Source organism: Halobacterium sp. KA-4 (genome assembly GCF_021028995.1).
Taxonomy (GTDB): Archaea; Halobacteriota; Halobacteria; order Halobacteriales; family Halobacteriaceae; genus Halobacterium.
The window spans coordinates 53,782-72,002 of sequence record NZ_JAJJZG010000016.1; the positions used below are offsets into that span (position 1 = coordinate 53,782).

The window sequence follows — 18,221 nt, forward strand, 5'->3', positions numbered from 1 at the left end:
GCTCGTGGAATATGTCGTGAGTGACGGCTTCCCCCGGCCGACTCACTTCGCGCGTCCGACCAGTCGGAAGCCCTCGCTCGTTGAGGTCGGGGGCTCCGCCTCAAAACTGCTGAATTGTGGGGTGGTGCTGGATCTGTTTGTATCCCTCGATGTGAGTGAGAGAGACTTGGTGAGTCAGTTCACCCACAATCGTCTCTCTCGATAGTATGAAACCGAATACAACTAGGCCCACAGCTGTGGCCGGTACCACTTCGACTGTCCGATGGTCGATGTGGGGTTCGGTCGCTGGTGTGGCACGGACAGCGGTATTGTCGCAAGCTATCCACCGCCTGCAGCCGGTGCACGAATCATCCGGGACGCACGGACACGGTGTTGGCCGACTCGCTTGCCAGGAGGCTGGTTGCGATGAGTGATGATGGTTTCCGGGAGGCGGTTTATGCGGCGTGGGAGCGGGAGTGTCTGGTGTGTGGGCAGTGCCCCGAAGAGTGGGTTGAGAGTGAGACGCGAACGCAGACGACACTCTCCTTGCATCACATTAATGGCGACGACACTGACGATCGTGTTGCGAACGTCATCCCGCTGTGCCAGAAATGCCACATCCACATCCACAAAGTCGACGAACCGCCCTACCGGCAATGGCACCGCCAACTCCCGGTTGAGCACCGCAACGCCTGGAACGCCCACTACAAGGAATACTACGAAGGCCCACGCCTGAACAGCAAGCAAGCCGAGTGGTTCTTCGGCGACAACACCTCAAGAATCGAGAAATACCGACGCCACGAACGAACTATCCTTCGTCGAAAAGCCGGCCGCGAGGACGACTCGATACCAGCGACGCTCCACGATGGTCGTCGTAGCGAGTCGAACGCTGTGTCCAACGAGCCCGAAGTGGACACTAATAGAGGAGAGCCGCGCCGCGGTGTGGACCCAGATCTCGATCCGGAAACCGTCAGCATCGAGTTCACGCCGGCTAACGCGGACCGTCGCCGGATTCGGTTCGTCGAACGGGACGACGGCCCCGGCTGGTGGCAACACCACGAAACCTGGACCGGCCACCGCTGGCGACCCCTCGACCGCGACCCCGTCACCGACGTCGACATCACGACTTACTAAAACGTAGCAGTAGTTCCTAATGCGGATTTATTATTTATTCCTCTATTGAAAATAAGTCGGTCCAGCGGTGGGTTTAACAATACACACTCTATACACACTCATATGGACCGCAAAAACGTCACCATCCGAGAAGATCAAAAGGAGTGGGTTAACGAGCAAGATATCAACCTATCGCAACTCGTCCAAGACGCAATCGATGAAGCGATGAGTCCGACGGAGGACGAACTCGCAGCGGCATATCAAGCAAACGCCGACCACGCAGCGGAAACGAATGAGGAGTGGGCAGCGGTCAGCACGGAAGCAACCCAGCATCTCGGTGAGCCTCCACGAGACGAATGAATATTCAGCGCGGAGATATCGTCCAAGTCGATCTCGGAGGCAAACACGATGACGACACCCGCGGCAGTGAAATATACAAACCACGCCGTTCGGTGGTGATTCAAAACGATATGGGCAACCAGAATGCCCCGACGACGATTATCGCCCCGATCTCTGACGGGTACACAGGATACCCGTTCCACGTGAATCTACCCGGATCGATGCCCGAACTCAAGAAAGACTCCCACATCCAACTTGACCAGATTCGCACCGTTGATATCGGTGCACGAATCACGAAAAAGTACGGGAGCCTCTCTCAGTCACAAATGGAAGCTGTTGATGAAGCAATTCGCATCTCTCTCGGATTGCGATAGGAGATCCGCCGCACATATTTTCATGAGTATACTGAGTAAGTGTAGTAAACCTCTCTCCAGTACACTACCGGCTGCAGGGGTTACGGCGCGGCAGTGGCCGTGTCGCCGGCCTCTGGATCGAACGGGAGGGTGATAACGAGTTCGTCGAACCAGACGACCGGGCGCTTGCTCTGGCCGTCTTCCTCGAAGAAGATGATGCCCAGTTGAGCGAGGCGACTGAGTTCTTCGTGGACATTCTTCACGTCTCGGTCGCCCACCCGTGCGGTCTCGTTGATATTCAGTTCTTAACCAACACCAGTAAGGAATTGGTGGATGCTGTTGGTTAACGACGAAAGGGCAGTTCTCAATTCGTCGCTGCTGTTCTTCTCCCCCACCCCACTGTGTCGAGTGTTCTGCGGGTGGCTCTGTTGTTGGTTCTGTTCGTGCCTCGATTGCTTGTCGGTTCTCCCACCCCACTGTGTCGAATGTTCCTTGACAACCAGCTCTGCGTCTATTCAATCAGAACTCCGTCATTTACCAGCGAGAAAGCCGAAACCTCGGGCAACGTTTCTACCCCGTTCTGGTCTTTGAAAACGATAGCCAGTGCTGGGAGTGAAACCGGTCGGACTGACTCCGGAAACGGGTAGCTGACCGGCGCGCGCTCCCAGCATGCTTTGACGGGCAGCGGGATTCGACGCGTGACCAACACCCCAGCGTGAGTGCGCACTCGGCGAACGCGAGCCCACCCGGGTCACCCACCCTGAGGCCGACGACGTGTGCACGCTGCCGCGCCAGCTTGACCGTGACGGATGACGCTGTCGCGGTTAGAACCGGACAGTGGCGGGCTCGTCCGGCCTGTAGTCGTCGGGCCCGCCGCCGCCTCGCTCGCCGAGGAAGACGATTGCGTCGAGGTTGCCGCGCGTGAACCGCGCCTCGTACGACCAGTAGAACCCGTCCTCGATATCGTCGCTGCTACCGTGGAACTCGAAGCTTCCGTGCATGTTGTGGTTGAGCCAGAGTTCCTTGTCGACGGTCGACTCGTCCGGCCCGGCGACGCCAATTCCGCGCTGGAGCAGTTCCTGAGGCTGCGCGTCCTCGCAGAACGAGGCGTACTCGTCCCACGAGTCGAAGCCGTGTTCGGCGGCCTCGGCGTGTTTCTCCTCGGGGGTTTTTTCGCGGTATTCGCGTTCCCGCCGCAGCAAGCGGCCGCCCGTGGTGAGCTTGTACGCTTGCATGGCTGGCCGACCGATCTCTTTCGTCTGCCACTCGATCTCGGACGGGTTCCGTTCGCGTGGGAACTTCGGCAACTCGACGCCGTCCTCGACGAGCAGTTCGTCGAACACCCCCATCGGTACCAGCTCTTGGAACCGTGATGGCAAAAACGTCCACCCCATTCGTCAATGCTTGTTACTGGCTCGGCGAAATAGTTGGGAATGTGAGAGATACCCGTCGAGGATTGCCGACGAGAACAGTTGCTGGTGGTTAATTCACAGGCGGTACGAGGCGGATGCCCCGACCCTTGAGGTCGGGGAGGAAGCCGACATTCGATGAAACTCACCACGCTCGATAGCAGGGCCGACTCCCCACCCTACACCTAAACTTTTATTAAGCAACAGGCGTACATGTGAACCACGGATGGACGACGCGCCACGACGCACCGTGCCCATCAAACTCGATGTGCCCGAAGAGCGTCGTGGCGACCTCCATCAAACCAAAACCCAATTCCTGCACTGCGCCAACCGAACGAGTGAGTGGGCATGGCGCTACGATGACTACTGTGTCACCAGCAAGAGCAAAGCCGAAAACGCCCTATACGACGAGTTGCGCGAAGAAACCGACCTCACCGCCAACCTCGTCCAGAAAGGCATCCGACGCGCCATCGAAGCCGTCGATGCAGGCGTTGAGAAACTCAAGGACGGCGAGAAGACGAGTCAACCCGATTTCGACTCGTGGAGCGTCGTCTACGACAAACGCTCCGCGTCGTTCAACGATGACCACGCCACGCTCTCCACGCCGAACGGCAGAGTCACCGCGGAATACGTCCTTCCACCAAAAGAAGAGCGAGAGGAAACACCGTTCGGAAGGTACTACGAGAGCGACGACTGGAATGCCTCCAGCGCCACGCTCCAGTACGACGAGCAGGATGACACGTTCTCCCTGCACATCACGCTGAAGAACCCCGACTACACGGTTGACGCAAGCGGACGCCAAAAAGCTGGTCACGATGATGATGGTGCCGAGAACGGAGTGGTTCTCGGTGTTGACCTGAACGTGACTGGCGCGTTCGCCGTCACCTCAACGGGCGAGTTCATCGGCAGTGCAGACTACCTCACCCACAAGCGCAACCAATACGAACAACGCCGCGCCAAACTGCAACAGGCTGGCACTCGTTCCGCGCACCTCACGATGCAGTCCATCGGCAGCCGCTTCTCGGATTGGTCGCTGGACTGGTTGCACAACAGAGCGAACGACCTCATCGCGGAAGCCCAAGACGCGGATGTAGACGGCATTATTTTCGAGAACCTTGACCATATCCGCGAGAACATCGCTAATGGGTCGAAGTTCCAGCAGTGGGCGTATGCGAAGTTCGTGGAACTCGTGGAGTACAAGGTCGAATCCACCGAGTTGTTCGTGGACACGGTGAATCCTGCGTACACGAGTCAGCGGTGTTCGCACTGTGGGTTTACCCACGAGGATAATCGTGACGACAAGGCGTTCGAGTGCCAATCATGTGGGTATGAGGTGAACGCGGATTACAACGCGGCGAAGAACATCGCCGTCCGATACTGCGGGTATATCCATCGCGGGCAGACGTCTCGCGGTGGATGGGCCACCAGTCAACTGGCCCTCAAGTCAGGGACGTTGAACGTGAACGGCGAGTACACGCCTGCCCAATTGGGTTAGAACGGGAGTCCACTGACAAGCCTCGGGGCTTGACCCCGAGGCGGTTGACTAGGTTAACATCCTCTTCCGCCTGAAGGCGGAGCAATCTCGAAATTGGGATATTCCGCTCCGGCGTTGAGAACGGTGCTATTCGACGACGAGCTAGCGGTCTATGTTACGATCACCGGCGTCGAGTTCGGGCTCGTCAAAGTCAAGTGCGTTCGCGACACCGTCCGGAAGCTCCGGGCGGGGTGCCGATTCGTGGCGCTCGATTTTCTCGGTTTTCCGCGTGTTTTCGTAGAAGGCGCGTGTGACCGGAAGCCCACGGAGATACTTGTAGTCGTGGAGGACCTCGACGCCTCGCTTGGTGAAGCCGTAGAACTGAGCGGGGAGATCACGTGTGCGCTCACTCGGTTCGTACGTGTAGCGTGCGAGGAGCCCGGCGTCGATCAGTGTCTCCAGCTGGTCTTTGATGGCCGCTTGGCTCTTCCCGGTCATATACTCGAGTTCGGCGAGCGACATCAGATGGGCGGGGTGGCCCAGTAGCTCCTGGATGATGAGATGGCGCGTATCCTGGGATAGCAACTTGAACAGCCGCTGCTGTTCCGCAAACGGCCCCGCATCGGCCGCGCTAGTGTCGGTCTCGCTCATACGTGGGGTTACGTGGGACGATGCTATAACAGTTAGGGTAGTCCAAGTTGGTTAACCAAGAAAATACCAAAGTGGTTCAGAAGGGATAAGGTGTTGTAGTTTGAATCGGCAGCTAATGACCGATCCAAGCCCGCCGCCGGATGCTGCAGACATTATGACAGTCGTGCACGAGGCTGTCGGAGGCATCGAACTTGAACCAGCAGAGAAACGGGAGATCTGGCGATTCACACAGCGCGAATTACCGTATCTCTGGAGTCAGCGGACGTCGTATTTCATCCTCGGGAGCTATCGCGACCCCTATCTCCGCCGGCTTCGCGCCGTCCAGAACGAACTCACGAAGCAACTCGGCGCCTATCCGTTCATCATGGGTGACCTCCTCGAGCTCCCGACTGACCGCCTCAATACGTTCGATATCATGTTTTCGTTGCTCGCGACGTACAGCGACTACATCGTCGGTGTCTTCGAGAAGGAGAGCGGCGGGGAGGCCTCTGAATTGGGGGAGATCGATGACCCGCCGTATTTCGACAAGTCGTACGTGTTCCCGCGTGATTACGCGTGGGTGACTGACGAGAACCTTGCCTCGAAACAACACGTCATTCAGGCCGCCCTCGAGATTGCATTCGCGGACGAGTTATCGACGGATGAAATCCAATCAAAGGTCGAGTCCCTCGTTGATCGTGCCCAAGAGAGCGGTCTCGACATCGACGAACAGGAGGTTTGGAAGGTGATCGACGACCGGGCAGATGAGGACGAAAAGCCGGCAACGTACAGTTGGGTCCATCTCAACAAGTTCCGCAAATTCGAACTCCACGATCGATGCGTCCCGTGGACGACAGAGAACGAACTTCGAACTCTGGTTGACGAACTCCCGTCCCCGACACCACGCCCAGAGTGGGAAGCACGCGGTGATAGCTGACCGTTCAAACTAGGTAGCGAGGCGGATTCCCCGCCCCACCGTGGGCGGGGATGAAGCCGACACCCGCTGCCACAAACCACCAACTACTAACTACCATAATCTTCTATTGAAAGACGTGGCGGACGACTACCTGAGACGCACCGCAATCACCCGCCCCATCCTCACCGACGAGCAACAGCAACTACTCGACACCACCATCAACGAGTGGCAAACTGCCTGCAACATCAGCAGCCAGATCGGATGGGAACACGGTGAAACGCGGAAGACCTACCTCCAAGACCTCGCCTACGACACAGTGTTGGAGGAAACACGTCTCGGGAGTCAACACGCAATCCTCGCCGCCCACCAAGCCGCAGCCGCGCTCTCCGGCGTCGACGAACTCGAAGACTTAGACGAGGAGTACAAGACCTCGCGTCCGGAGTTCACCGCCGAGACGGTGAAATACGACACGCGGACGATGACGCTGTTCGACGACGAGACAGTCTCACTCGCAACGGTCGATGACCGGATTCGGTGCGATCTCGCGTTGCCGGATGAGGAAGACGGCTACCAATACCAGTACCTCGAAGACGAGGACTGGGAGGTCACCGAATCCACGCTTTCTCGGCGTGCTGGCGACTACTACCTCCACCTTGGCTTTCGCAAACCGAAGCCCGAGAAACAGGTCGAACAACAGGGCGACGACGAGGACAGGACAGTTCTCGGCGTCGACCTCGGCATCGTCAACATCGCTACCACCAGTACAGCATACTTCGCGTCCGGTCGGGAACTCAGGCACCGGCATCGGGAGTTCGAGCGGATACGTGGCAACCTTCAGCAGACTGATACACAATCCGCTCATCGGACGATTCAGCAGATGAGCGGCAGGGAATCGCGGTACGTTCGAAATGTCCTCCACCGCGTGGCCAACGACATCATCGAAGAAGCACTCACTCACGACTGCGAGTACATCGCCTTTGAGAATCTGCGCCATATTCGAGAGCGTGCGCCGCCAGTCAAAGAGTTCCACCAGTGGGCGCACCGCCAGATCGTTGATCTCGTGGAGTACAAGGCTGACGCGGAAGGCATCTGTGTAGAGTTCGTTAATCCGGAGAACACGAGTCGACGGTGTCCGGAGTGTGGCCACACGAGCGAAGGCAATCGCGTCAAGCAGGCGGAGTTTGAGTGTGAGCAGTGTAGTGCAACGGCAAATGCGGACTATATTGGAGCGAAAAACGTTGGATGGCGGTACGTCCGTCGTGGCCTCCAGTCGTCGCGGCGGACGGGCGACAGTCAACTCGCCCTGAAGTCAGGAATGGTGACGCCGAAGCGGGGATTCGTCCCGTCCCCCTAACCGGGGGTAGAGGCCGAGTTCACTGACAAGCCCCGCGCCACCGTGCACGGGGCAGTTGACACCGCTCGAAGCATATGCGCTCGGTCCCGGCCGTGTTTTTTCTGCGCCCGCGGAGCGGTGGAGGCGCACTCGCGCCTTCACCGAATCAATACCTGGGAGTCATAGCGGTAACAGCGCGGAAACCCATCCGTTTACGGGTGGGAGGAAGCGCGTTCGCTCCGTGCAACAACCCACCGACAATGGCAGGGTCGACTCCCTAATGCTTTTCAACCATCAAACACCCATATGAAGTATGGAGAAGCGGCGTACTGTCCCCGTAAAACTTGACGTGGAGAGTGACGACGCCGCGCTTCTCGAAGACACCGTCGACGAGTTTCTGTGGGCCGCTAACTACGTGACGCGCCACGCTTTCGAGGGCGAATACGTCACCACGAGCAAGACCACGCTCCACGACGACACCTACGAGGACGTGCGCGAGGAGACAGCGTTGCACAGCAATCACGTCCAAGCGGCGCGAAACAAGGCCGCTGACGCCGCCAAGAGCGTCCTCGCAAAGTGGGAACAGGGCAAGAAGGCGTCGATGCCCCACTTCACTAGCCCACACCTCGTCTATGACCACCGCACTGCGACGTTCCACGATGACTACGTGTCGCTGGCAACAGTTGACGGTCGCATCGAAGCCGACTACGTGCTACCCGACGAGGAACGAGACACGCCCCACGCTGAATACTTCTTCTCCGAGGAGTACGAAACCACGGGGGCAGAACTGCATTACACGAACGGCAACTGGATGCTTCACATCCACTGCAAGACGGACGTGGAGTCTGACACGCCAGGACAGGATGCCACCGAGAACAGAACAATTCTCGGGGTGGACCTCGGCGTGAATAATCTTGCAGTTGCCTCGACTGGGACGTTCTGGACGGGAGAGGAGTTCGACCACTGGCGCCGCGAATACGAGACCCGGCGTGGTGACTTCCAGGAACACGGCACACGGTGGGCACACGAGAATATGCAGGCAGTCGGGCGGAAAGAGGAAGGGCGGTTCAAACTGACGCTCCACCGAATTTCGAACGAGTTGGTGGCTGAAGCCCGTGACTACGAGTGTTCAGTAATCGCATTCGAGGACTTGACGGACATCCGCAAGCGGACCGGCGCGTCCTGGGGGCACAAGTGGGCGTTCAATCGCCTCTACGAGTACGTCGAATACAAAGCCGCTGAGTACGGGATCGACGTCGAGCAGGTTGACCCGGAGAATACCTCACGGCGATGCTCGACGTGTGGGTTCACGCACCCGGATAATCGTGAGCGTGAATCGTTTGAGTGCCTGAAATGCGGCTACCAGAACCACGCCGACTACAACGCCGCGAAAAATATTGGATTGCGGTATCTCCGCCGGACCCAAACTGGCGCCGGTGGAGGCGAACCCGTAGGCGTGCGCTTGAACAGCGGGACGTTGAACACGAACGGAGGGTATGAACCTCCTGCCGATAGTGTCGGCCAGAGTGGGAGTCCACGCTGAAAGCCCACGGCTTTAGCCGTGGGTTCGCTTACTCGCTCTAGTCGGGTGTATCGCCAAGATGCTCGGTTGCTTCTGACGACGTTCCGTCCATTTCCTCGGCCAGCTGGCGGGATCGATTGGCGTGCTTCTGGTATCCTTCCGCTAGCCGTTCCTTGTCTGTCGGCGGCTTGATGAGGATCTCGTTGTTCGCTTCCATGAACTCGATTTCGTCGCCGCCCTCGATGCCGCGCCGGTCGCGGAGGTCTTTGGGGATGGTGACCTGCCCACGGTCGCCAACTTTGCGTTTGAACTCGGGCATACGAGTCCATACATTTTTCATACTCTTGGAGGTGGTGGTAGCTATCCGATATCTGATGTGTGGGATAAACCGGCATAGAGTAGGCTCAACTGGTGCCTATGTTGGTACTGTGGCCGTGACGAAGTGCAATTGACGTCCACTTTACTACATCAAACAGAGCCAGACACCGCTGTGTCTGCAAAGCGCGTCAACGAAACAGGAAGCCCCGCCCGCAAAGAGCGAATCCCGTCAGCGGCGAGCGAGTAGGGCGGGGTGGTTCACAGAAGGTCGTCGATCCAGTTGCACCACGCTTGGAAGTCGTCCGCGCCACACTGGCTGGCAATATTGCGGAGTGTATCGCCGCTGATCTCTTTGCCCATCGGAACCGTCACATTTCGAATCTCGTCGGTCTCCGGATGCACGTATCGAAGTTTGAGATGGCTGCCGGCCCGGTCGACCGGCTGGTACCCATCTCTGCGAGTGCTGCAACGAGTTCCTTGGACGAATACGGAGCCGGCACACCTACTCAGAAAACCACGGCGCATCAGGTTTCTGGGGCTCGTCTGGGACTGTGTCGGGGTCAAGCCCGAGGTCACGCAGATCAGCATCCGTTACCGGCTCGCCAATCTCGCCCTCATGGAGTGCCACGGCCTCGTCGAGGTTCGCCAGTGCTTCGGCCCGCGTTGTCCCCTGGCTGGCCACCCCGGCACCCTCATCGATGGCGGACCATGTTCCATCAGCTTCCTCAACGAGGTGAATTTGTCGCCGCGGTGACTCCCCATTACCAGCATCCGCTTGCGCCATACTCCGTCTTAGGCCGGTGAATGACAAAACACTTCGGGGGCAATTGGTACTCGACGATCGACGTTTCCGTCCTAACAGTCTCTATCAGGCAGTCCGCGACTTCTACTGTTCACGTGAAGCCCCTCCCTCTCAACGAGCGAGCAGGGCCATTACAGTTGAAGCGATGGCCAAGGAGAAGCAAGTGATGGACTTTGATCCGACTGCGAAGGAGGAGTCGTCGCTGTCCGGTGTCGAGGACGAGCGCAGTACGGCCTTTTGTGAGGACGATGTGGATAAGTGCTGGCAAAAGCTGACGAGAGAAGCTGTTTCGATGGCTGCTGGTATTCAGCCCTTAACCAACACTACTGGGGCACTGACGGATGCTGTTGGTTAAGGTCTGAGGCACGAAGGTTCTTGAGTCGTCGCTACTGTTCTTCTTCCCCACCCCACTGTGTCGAGTGTTCTTCGGATGGCCCTGCTGCCGATTCTGTTCGTGCCTCGCTTGCTTGTCGGTTCTCTCACCCCACTGTGTCGAATGTTCCCCGACGGAACCAGCTCCGCGCCTATTCAACCACTACGCCGTTATTTAGGAGAAGAGAACTCTAAGGCAGATATTTTCGCCTCTTTCTGGTTGGGCTGGTTTCGCTTCCTGTTTCCGGGGCGCTTTCATATGACGCATTCGACGCGATGGTTTTATAGTATATCCGAAATAACGTGCGGGTAACGGATGGCAACCTTCACTCGTGATACCCATATTTTTCGCGATGAGGATATGCTTCGGGACGACTACCAGCCGAATTCGATTATGGCTCGGGAGTCAGAGTTGAGCTCCTACCAGACTGCACTCCAGCCCGTCATCAACGGCGCCCAGCCGCGGAACATCTTCCTGTACGGGAAAACGGGCGTCGGAAAAACAGCGGTCTCCCGATACATCCTCGAGCAACTACAACGCGACTCCGACCAGTACGACGACGTCTCCCTTTCGGTATTCTGACTCAACTGCACGAACTTCTCCTCGTCGTACCAAGTGGCAGTCAATCTTGTCAATACGCTGCGACCGGACGACGACCAGATTAGTACGACGGGCTACCCACAGCAACGTGTCTTCGACCCCTTGTACAGCGATCTCGACGAGATCGGCGGCACCGTCCTGATTGTACTCGATGAGCTCGACTACATCGGCAACGACGACGACGAAATCCTCTACGGGATTCTGCGAGCACGCTCGAACGGCTACCTTACCGAAACGAAGCCTGGCGTGATCGGTATCAGCAACGACTTTGGCTTCCGCGACGACCTCTCTCCGAAAGTGAAAGACACCCTCTGCGAGGAAGAAATCCACTTCTCACCATGTAAGAGACAGCCCTTTAGGGGTGGGTAGCTCAATTCTGTACTGACCCAGCCTCGATGATAGGCATTCTCCGCTCGTTCATCGGCCGTGCCACGCGGCAGGTGAAGTCCGACCTTCGGAAGGATCCATATCTCCCCTACATCCTCCTGTTGGCGCTGGTGCTGGCGGGCTTTTGGTTCTGGCACCGCATCCCGAACTTCGCGACTCGGGACGAGAAGAGCCGGATGTTCGACTCGCTGGTCGCGTACGGACGAGTTATCGACCAGCCGAGTTTCGAGTCGCTAAAACAGGGCGTCCTCTGGGGTCGCGTCCCCTTCGGGGCGACGTTTTACCTGTTCGGCCTCGCTCTCCTGCCGGTCGTGCTCGCGGCCGCTGTCCTCGGCCAACTCGACGCGTTCGCGTCGCTTGGCTTCCCCAGCTACGAGTTCGGGTTCTACGCCGGCTGGCAGTCAATTCCTCGGTGGGTGTGGACGTGGGGGCTCGCCTTCGTCCGGGTGTTCAACGTCATCTTCGCCGTCGGCTGCGTCTACGTGACGTATCGCATCGGTACGGCGGTTCGGGACCGGCTGACCGGCGACCTCGCGGCGCTGCTACTCACCGTCACGTTCGGCTTCCTCACGATCGCACACGAGGGCGGCGAAGACATGCCCGCACTCTTTTTCGTCCTGCTAGCACTGTACCTCGTCCTCCGCTACGTTCAGACCGACGAGCGTGCGCTGTTCCTCGCGGGGAGCGCTGCCGGCGGCGTCGCTATTGCGTTCAAACTGACCGCCGCGCCCGTCATCCTCATCGTCGGCGCAGCCTACGTGTTGCGCGCCCGCCGGGCGGGCGTGGAGTGGCGGTCGGCGCTGTACCGACCTCGACTGTTCGTCCGCGGCGCGCTCGTCGGCCTCCTCGCCATCGTGATCGGGTTCCCGACGCTACTCGTCGGCGGCGTCGAAGACTTCTTCCACCGCTTCTTCCAGGGTTCGACGGCGCGGGCGACGCACACGACGGGCCCAAGCGCACCCATTTGGTGGTGGTTCCTACGTGGGTACGTCAGCGCACTCTCCCTGCCGCTGACCGTCGCCGCCGTCGGGGGCGTCATCGGCAGCGCCTACACCCTCCGGGACGGCGACGGCGACGTCGACGGCACGCTGCTCGTGGTTACGGGGCTGGCGGTCTACCTCCTTATGTTCTCGCAGTGGCACGATTTCCGTGTCCACCACCTCCTCCCGACGTTCCCCTTTATCGCGGTGCTCGTCGCGAAACCCCTGCTGCGACTCCGCGACCACCGCCGGCAGGTGGCGCACGTCGTCATCGCAGTGTTGCTCGTGACGAGCGGCTTCTACGCGATGCTGGGCGTCTCGGGGTATGAGTCGATGCCCCGCGACGAGGCGGAGAACTGGCTGGCGGCGAACGTCGACGACGACAATGCGACGATGGAGGTGTACCGACGCGACTTCCAGGACGCCGCCGTGCCGTTCTGGATGGATACCAAATACCGCTTCGACGACGAGGCCGGCGTGGGCGAGGACTGCGCCGAGTTCATTCAAGTAACCTATCGGGACCTACTGTATCTCAAGGAGGGGACGTACTACCGCAACAGCGACGCGCGCGCAGAGTACATCTCCGACCTGCTCAGCGGTGAGTACGGCTACAAGGTGGCCGCGACGTTCGGGCCTGCACCCGAGCGCTACGTTCCCGAGCGGGCGACGCCGGGGTCGCTGACGGACCTGCTCCAGTACGGCGTCGTGCCACAGACTGACCAGTACGCCGACGAACAGGAGTTAGCGGCCAACCAGTACACCATCATCCTCGAACGTACCGGAGAGTGCGACCCGACCCGGACCCCGCCATTCTAGGCACTCTCCCCCCTGGTCCCTCTCGGTCACTCGTCTATCGAGAGGTTCGAGAGGTCGAGCTGGAGCGAGGGATACCACCCGCCGAGCGCGGGGAGGTAGACGCCGAGGAACCGGTCGATGAAGATGACTGGGACGATGACGCTGCTCGGGACACCTAGTGCGACGAAGACGACAGTTGCCGTTGCCTCCGTGACGCCGATACCTCCAGGGGTTAGCGGGAGCAGTGTCACGCTGTACGCCATTACGAGATACAGCGGGAGGAGGACTGCCGGCTCGAAGGCGACGCCGAATGCGTTCAACAGGAGCCACACCCGTACGCCGGGTGCGACGACCAGCGCCACTGCCCATCCTGCCGCATACCCCAGCCACATCGTCGGCGAACGGGCGAGCACGCGGAAGGCGTCCGTTGACGCCGCTGTGAACTCGCTCGCGTTGTCGATGTGGTCGGCGAGGGACGCGCCGACGCGGGGGATCGTTCGGACGGACCGTTCGATGGCGTCGGCGACGCGGTCGAGCGCCGCCAGGTTCATCCCGGCCAGCAGGACGAACGTGCCGGCGATGGCGTACAGCGCCGTCGAGAGCCCCAACAGCAGGAGGATCTCCGTGGAGAGGCGGAGGAAGGCAAAGGCGATTCCGACGGCCGCCGTCGCGCCGTAGAGGACGGCGTAGACGCCGGTGTGAACGCCCGAGACCGCCGCCGCGTCGGCGTACGCCATTCCGACACGACTCCGAAGGACGAAGGGAGCGGCGATGCGCCCCGAGAGGCGCGAGGGCAGCAGCTGGTTCACGAAGTTCACCATCAGGTCCGTGCTCCCCGCGGCGCGAAACGACACCGGCTGGATCCGATTCAACACGACGTGCCACGTGTAGAAGCGAGCGAGGACGCCGCCGACGCTGACAAGCGCGATGGCCGTAATCGTCGCGGCGTTGAGGCGGCCCAGCAGTGACGCCACCTCCGTGAGGCGCACCTGTGAGAGCACCCACCAGAGCGTCATGACGCCGATACCGTACCGGAGGGCGTTGAGCGCGACCTGCCGGGGGGTGAACCGGGGCACGCTATCCACCCCCAGCGTCGCCGCGGGCGTCGTCGAGGATGCGACTGGCCGTGGTGAACTCGAAGGGCTGGGCGAGGATGCGTTCGACGGCCCGACGCATCCACGCGCCGGTTCGGACGTAGACGCGCTTGGGGACGCCCTCAACGTCGGGGAGGTCCACGAACTCCCAGGGGTGGACGTACAGCACGGGCGCGATTCCTTGGCGCGCCAGCAGCCGCATCCCGAGAATCGTGTAGCGAGGGCCGAAGAACCGAAGCCACGTCCCGGTGAGCGGGAGCCTGAGTCCCGGCATAACGCTCGTCGGGAGTTCCGTGATGCCCGCAGGCGCGTCCTGGGCGACGTCCGTCGCCGGGACCGGCCGATGCGTATCGTACTCGCCGCCGTACCACCCTGGAATCTTGCGACTGGACACGACGCTTGCGTCGTAGTCGTAGCCCGCATCTGCTAGTGCCTGGAAGTGGTCGTCCGCGATGTCGAAGGCGGGCGCGCGGAACCCACGGATTTCCTCGCCCGTCGCCGCAGCCAGACGCGCTCTGGAGTGAGTGATCTCCTCGCGGCGTTCGTCGGGACTGAGACTCGGTAACAGCCGATGCGTGTGCGTGTGCGAGCCGATTTCGTAGCCGGCGTCGACCAGCGCGTCCACGGCCGCAGGATGGGAGTCAAGGAGTTCCGTGACGACGAAACACGTTGTCGTGGCGTCGTGGTCGTCGAGCGTCTTGCGGAGGAATTCGCCGCCGGCGAGCCCAACGCCATCACGGTCCATCGTGCCCGCAGCGCTGCGGTAGGCTGGCGTGTGTTCGAACAACTCGAAGTCGATGGAGAGGACTGCCTCACTCATCGCTTTCCTCGAACTCGCTTTGGAGGAGGGCGACCTGCTCGTTGAGCCGCGAGACGCGGTCGTAGAGGTTCCCAATCCGATTCAAGAGGTAGGTCACGAGCACGAACAGCGTGAGGTTCGAGAGGACGAGGATGGCACGGGCCTTGAGCTCCAGCCCGAGCACCGTCGCGACGACGTCGAAGACGTTCGGGAATAGAGCGACGAAGATGAGGCCGCCTCCGACGACCAGCGACATCACGAACAACGCGACGGCCTCGCGTCCCTTGCGAACGAGGTAGTAGCCGTTGGCAAGAAAGACGAGACCGACGAGCAACGCGACGAGGTTGACGACGGTGTACTCAACCATACTCAACGGAAGAGAAGCACGCGGAAGATCACGTCGGTCATGCGAATCGGGTAGAGGGCGAAGGTGTCGAGCGTGAACTGCGATTCGCCCTCCTCGCGGACAGGCATCTCGATGGACACCTCCGTGATTCGATGGCCGCGCTTCGCGGCTTCGAGAGTTTGTTCGACGGCCCAGTGCTTGTCCGAACTATGGAGGATGTCCGCCAGCGCCGACACCCGGTACACCCGGAACCCGCTGGTCACGTCCGTGATATTGACGCCGCCGAGCGTGTTGACCACGCGCGTGAAGAACTGGATGCCGAGCTTCCGTATCAGCGGGTAGTCTTGAAAGCTCTCGTTCAGATAGCGGCTGGCGATGACCATGTCGTGGTCGGGGGCTTCCGCCAGCAGCTCCGGGATGTACGTGGGGTCGTGCTGTCCGTCGGCGTCGATCTGGAGGATGAAGTCGTAGTCGTGCTGGATGGCGTACTGGTAGCCCGTCCGCACTGCGCCGCCGACGCCGGTGTTGAATACGTGCTCGACGACGGTTGCGCCGTGCTCGCGGGCCACGTCGGCAGTGCCGTCGCTGGAGCCATCGACGACAACAACGACTTCCTCGACGTGTTCGCGCGTGCCCTCGATGACGGGGCCGACGGTGTCGGCTTCGTTGTACGCGGGGAGGACGGCGACGGTTCGCACTCTGGCTGAGAAACCGCCTGGAACTCACTTATCGGTGTCGTTTCGGGTGTAGACTGTTGCAAAAGGGACTAGTGGGGCGCTCGCGTCCACGGAACCGATGAGCAAGACTCTCGTCGTCGGCCTCGACGGTGCCAGTTGGCGTCTGTTGGATCCGTGGATAGCGGGCGGCGAACTCCCGAACCTGGCCGCCCTCCGCGAGTCCAGCTCCTGGGCACGAACCGAGAGCTGTCTGCCACCCGTCACCTTCCCAAACTGGAAGTGTTACTCATCCGGGAAAAACCCGGGTGGCTTCGGCGTCTACTGGTTCGAGCACGTGGACCTCGACGCCGGAGAAATCAGCGTCACCAACGGGAGCGACTACCACACCGCCGAACTGTGGGACTACCTCAACGACGACGGCCAGCGCACCGGCATCGTGAACATGCCAACGATGTACCCACCCCGCGACATCGATGGCCCAATCGTCTGCGGCGGCCCCGATGCCGTCGAAGGCGAGTACCGCTCCATCGAGAGCGGGTACGCAACGCCCGAGGGACTGGTCGAAGAGTTAGCGGAACGCTTCGACTACCAAGTCCACCCGGACCCACTACTCTCCTCGAACGAGGAGCGCGGCGAGGAGATCGACGCCATCCTCGACTTGCTCGACCTGCGCTTCGAGGTAGCGCTCTCCCTAATGAAAGAGCGGGACCTCGATTTCGTCCACGTGACGCTGTTCTACCTCAACGTCCTCCAGCACTTCTTCTGGGACGACGAGCCAACGCTCCGAGCGTGGAAACGCATCGACGAGTGGATCGGCCGCCTCGACGACAGAGACGACCTCAACCTCGTCCTGATGTCCGACCACGGCTGTGACGCGACGACAACGGAGTTCTACATCAACGAGTGGCTCGCCGAGAACGGATATCAGAGCCGGACGACCAGCGTGGACAACGTGTTCCAACGCGTCGGGTTGGACCGAGAGAACGTTCTCTCGCTCGCCAAGCGGATGGGCGCGGTGGACTTCCTCGCGAAGGTCGTCCCCGAGCGAATCCAGCAGATGGTACCCCAGCGCGCCGGCGTGAAGCGAGCGCGTAAACTCGAAGCCATCGACCTGCCGAACACGAAGGCCGTCGCGAGCGCGCAGGGCCCCATCTATCTCAACCCCGACTTCAACACCGACACCGTCCGAGAGGAACTGATCGCCGACCTCCGCGCTGTCGAGGACGAAGCGGGACCACTCTTCGACGACGTGTTCAACGGCGAAGACGTGTACAGCGGCCCCTACGCCGACGAGGCACCCGAAGTCGTACTCAACCAGCGCGACGGTGTCCACGTCAACGACGGCGTCGGCGGCGGGAACATTCGTACGGACCCCGACCGCTGGCGTGCGGAGAACACACTCAACGGCATCTTCGTCGCCAGCGGCCCGGACTTCGAAGAAAACGGACAGCTCGACCAGATTCGCATCCTCGATATGGCACCGACGCTGCTGGCCGCCCACGGCTGTGACGTCCCCACCGACATGGACGGCGAAGTGCTACCGATAGCCGGCAACGTGGGGACACGGGAGCCGATAACGCTCGATGACGCGGATACCGAGCGGGCGGGCGAGGAAATCGAGGACCGGCTGAAGGATCTCGGTTACATGGAGTGAGGGCCACAGGGCTTGCTCCCGTCGCGACAACCTAGCGGCTTCTTGCCCATCATCGAAACCGCTAGCACAGAGACCGCCACCCCACCCACAACGCAGTGCTACCCAACCACCCACCACATCCACAACCGACACAATCGAACCACCAGCAGCAAACACAAACGTCGAAATGTCATTCGGAACCCTCTTCGACATCAGCGCCAGCACACCAGTGCTGGCTGTCCTCGCCGCCACACTCCTCGCCCTCCACCGCCGCCGCGACTAGCAAGTGTGCGCCAAGACGTCGCCTGCCACCCACCGTTCTTCGCTCTGTTGAGTGACCGGCGTCACA

The 18,221-nt window shown here is 60.4% G+C and carries 19 protein-coding genes and 2 pseudogenes; 11 read left to right on the forward strand and 10 right to left on the reverse strand.

From position 1 onward, the window contains the following. Positions 1–405: 405 nt before the first annotated feature. The 3 genes from LPA44_RS14220 to LPA44_RS14230 all read left to right on the forward strand — a co-directional run bounded on the left by LPA44_RS14220 (position 406) and on the right by LPA44_RS14230 (position 1,805). Entirely contained in the window at positions 406–1,113 is a 708-nt protein-coding gene (locus LPA44_RS14220) for an HNH endonuclease signature motif containing protein (RefSeq protein ID WP_230890196.1), read from the forward strand. Positions 1,114–1,215: 102 nt separating this feature from the next. Next, positions 1,216–1,452: a hypothetical protein gene (locus LPA44_RS14225; protein ID WP_230890197.1), complete on the forward strand. Its 237-nt coding sequence runs from the start codon at positions 1,216–1,218 to the stop codon at positions 1,450–1,452. Beyond that, positions 1,449–1,805 (forward strand): type II toxin-antitoxin system PemK/MazF family toxin, encoded by a 357-nt coding sequence (locus tag LPA44_RS14230; RefSeq protein ID WP_230890198.1) that lies wholly within the window; start codon positions 1,449–1,451, stop codon positions 1,803–1,805. The genes LPA44_RS14225 and LPA44_RS14230 overlap by 4 nt, the downstream gene beginning before the upstream one ends. An 80-nt stretch (positions 1,806–1,885) precedes the next feature. On the opposite strand, the pseudogene LPA44_RS14235 reads toward LPA44_RS14230, so the two are convergent. Together LPA44_RS14235 and LPA44_RS14240 are read right to left on the reverse strand one after the other, a co-directional pair. After that, positions 1,886–2,083, reverse strand: a pseudogene (locus LPA44_RS14235) (HVO_A0114 family putative DNA-binding protein); the annotation flags it as partial. A 525-nt stretch (positions 2,084–2,608) separates the two neighbouring features. Further along, positions 2,609–3,133 (reverse strand): hypothetical protein, encoded by a 525-nt coding sequence (locus LPA44_RS14240; protein ID WP_230890200.1) that lies wholly within the window; start codon positions 3,131–3,133, stop codon positions 2,609–2,611. 286 nt (positions 3,134–3,419) lie between these two features. Here LPA44_RS14240 and LPA44_RS14245 point away from each other — a divergent pair, with 286 nt between their 5' ends. Beyond that, positions 3,420–4,688: an RNA-guided endonuclease InsQ/TnpB family protein gene (locus LPA44_RS14245; RefSeq protein WP_230890201.1), complete on the forward strand. Its 1,269-nt coding sequence runs from the start codon at positions 3,420–3,422 to the stop codon at positions 4,686–4,688. A 141-nt stretch (positions 4,689–4,829) separates the two neighbouring features. Here the strand turns inward: LPA44_RS14245 and LPA44_RS14250 are convergent, their stop codons facing one another. Beyond that, on the reverse strand, positions 4,830–5,318 hold the full coding sequence (locus tag LPA44_RS14250; RefSeq protein WP_230890202.1) for an ArsR family transcriptional regulator: 489 nt from the start codon (positions 5,316–5,318) through the stop codon (positions 4,830–4,832). A 115-nt stretch (positions 5,319–5,433) separates the two neighbouring features. Between LPA44_RS14250 and LPA44_RS14255 the strand changes: the two genes are divergently transcribed. The 3 genes from LPA44_RS14255 to LPA44_RS14265 all read left to right on the forward strand — a co-directional run bounded on the left by LPA44_RS14255 (position 5,434) and on the right by LPA44_RS14265 (position 9,089). After that, the gene (locus LPA44_RS14255) at positions 5,434–6,234 is read left to right on the forward strand and encodes a hypothetical protein (protein WP_230890203.1); all 801 of its coding nucleotides are present in this window, start codon (positions 5,434–5,436) and stop codon (positions 6,232–6,234) included. Positions 6,235–6,349: 115 nt separating this feature from the next. After that, the gene (locus tag LPA44_RS14260; protein ID WP_230890204.1) at positions 6,350–7,567 is read left to right on the forward strand and encodes an RNA-guided endonuclease InsQ/TnpB family protein; all 1,218 of its coding nucleotides are present in this window, start codon (positions 6,350–6,352) and stop codon (positions 7,565–7,567) included. A 292-nt stretch (positions 7,568–7,859) separates the two neighbouring features. Continuing rightward, complete coding sequence (locus LPA44_RS14265; RefSeq protein WP_230890205.1) at positions 7,860–9,089, forward strand: RNA-guided endonuclease InsQ/TnpB family protein; 1,230 nt, start codon at positions 7,860–7,862, stop codon at positions 9,087–9,089. Positions 9,090–9,126: 37 nt separating this feature from the next. Here LPA44_RS14265 and LPA44_RS14270 read toward each other — a convergent pair whose 3' ends face one another. From LPA44_RS14270 to LPA44_RS14280, 3 genes are all read right to left on the reverse strand, one after another. Continuing rightward, complete coding sequence (locus LPA44_RS14270) at positions 9,127–9,387, reverse strand: AbrB/MazE/SpoVT family DNA-binding domain-containing protein (protein WP_230890206.1); 261 nt, start codon at positions 9,385–9,387, stop codon at positions 9,127–9,129. Between the two features lie 257 nt (positions 9,388–9,644). Continuing rightward, the gene (locus tag LPA44_RS14275) at positions 9,645–9,974 is read right to left on the reverse strand and encodes a type II toxin-antitoxin system HicA family toxin (protein WP_330166504.1); all 330 of its coding nucleotides are present in this window, start codon (positions 9,972–9,974) and stop codon (positions 9,645–9,647) included. Beyond that, positions 9,889–10,170: a type II toxin-antitoxin system HicB family antitoxin gene (locus LPA44_RS14280; protein WP_230890208.1), complete on the reverse strand. Its 282-nt coding sequence runs from the start codon at positions 10,168–10,170 to the stop codon at positions 9,889–9,891. The genes LPA44_RS14275 and LPA44_RS14280 overlap by 86 nt, the downstream gene beginning before the upstream one ends. 163 nt (positions 10,171–10,333) lie before the next feature. On the opposite strand from LPA44_RS14280, the gene LPA44_RS14285 reads away from it, so the two are divergent. From LPA44_RS14285 to LPA44_RS14300, 3 genes and pseudogenes are all read left to right on the forward strand, one after another. Next, positions 10,334–10,543 carry a hypothetical protein gene (locus LPA44_RS14285; protein WP_230890209.1) on the forward strand — a complete coding sequence of 70 codons (210 nt, stop codon included), beginning with the start codon at positions 10,334–10,336 and terminating at the stop codon, positions 10,541–10,543. A gap of 333 nt (positions 10,544–10,876) precedes the next feature. Next, positions 10,877–11,500: pseudogene (locus LPA44_RS18475) on the forward strand (AAA family ATPase); the annotation flags it as partial. A 56-nt stretch (positions 11,501–11,556) separates the two neighbouring features. Beyond that, entirely contained in the window at positions 11,557–13,344 is a 1,788-nt protein-coding gene (locus LPA44_RS14300) for an ArnT family glycosyltransferase (protein WP_230890212.1), read from the forward strand. Positions 13,345–13,370: 26 nt separating this feature from the next. Here the strand turns inward: LPA44_RS14300 and LPA44_RS14305 are convergent, their stop codons facing one another. From LPA44_RS14305 to LPA44_RS14320, 4 genes are read right to left on the reverse strand one after another with little or no spacing between them, the layout of a single operon-like run. Then, entirely contained in the window at positions 13,371–14,399 is a 1,029-nt protein-coding gene (locus tag LPA44_RS14305; RefSeq protein ID WP_330166505.1) for a lysylphosphatidylglycerol synthase transmembrane domain-containing protein, read from the reverse strand. 1 nt (position 14,400) lies between these two features. Next, positions 14,401–15,237, reverse strand: coding sequence for a polysaccharide deacetylase family protein (locus tag LPA44_RS14310; RefSeq protein ID WP_230890213.1), 837 nt, complete (start codon positions 15,235–15,237; stop codon positions 14,401–14,403). Continuing rightward, positions 15,230–15,583 carry a DUF2304 domain-containing protein gene (locus LPA44_RS14315; protein WP_230890214.1) on the reverse strand — a complete coding sequence of 118 codons (354 nt, stop codon included), beginning with the start codon at positions 15,581–15,583 and terminating at the stop codon, positions 15,230–15,232. The genes LPA44_RS14310 and LPA44_RS14315 overlap by 8 nt, the downstream gene beginning before the upstream one ends. 2 nt (positions 15,584–15,585) lie before the next feature. Beyond that, a complete protein-coding gene (locus LPA44_RS14320; RefSeq protein WP_230890215.1) occupies positions 15,586–16,260 on the reverse strand; it encodes a glycosyltransferase family 2 protein in 675 nt (224 codons plus the stop codon). Positions 16,261–16,357: 97 nt separating this feature from the next. Here LPA44_RS14320 and LPA44_RS14325 point away from each other — a divergent pair, with 97 nt between their 5' ends. Beyond that, entirely contained in the window at positions 16,358–17,893 is a 1,536-nt protein-coding gene (locus tag LPA44_RS14325) for an alkaline phosphatase family protein (protein WP_230890216.1), read from the forward strand. Positions 17,894–18,221: the final 328 nt, after the last annotated feature.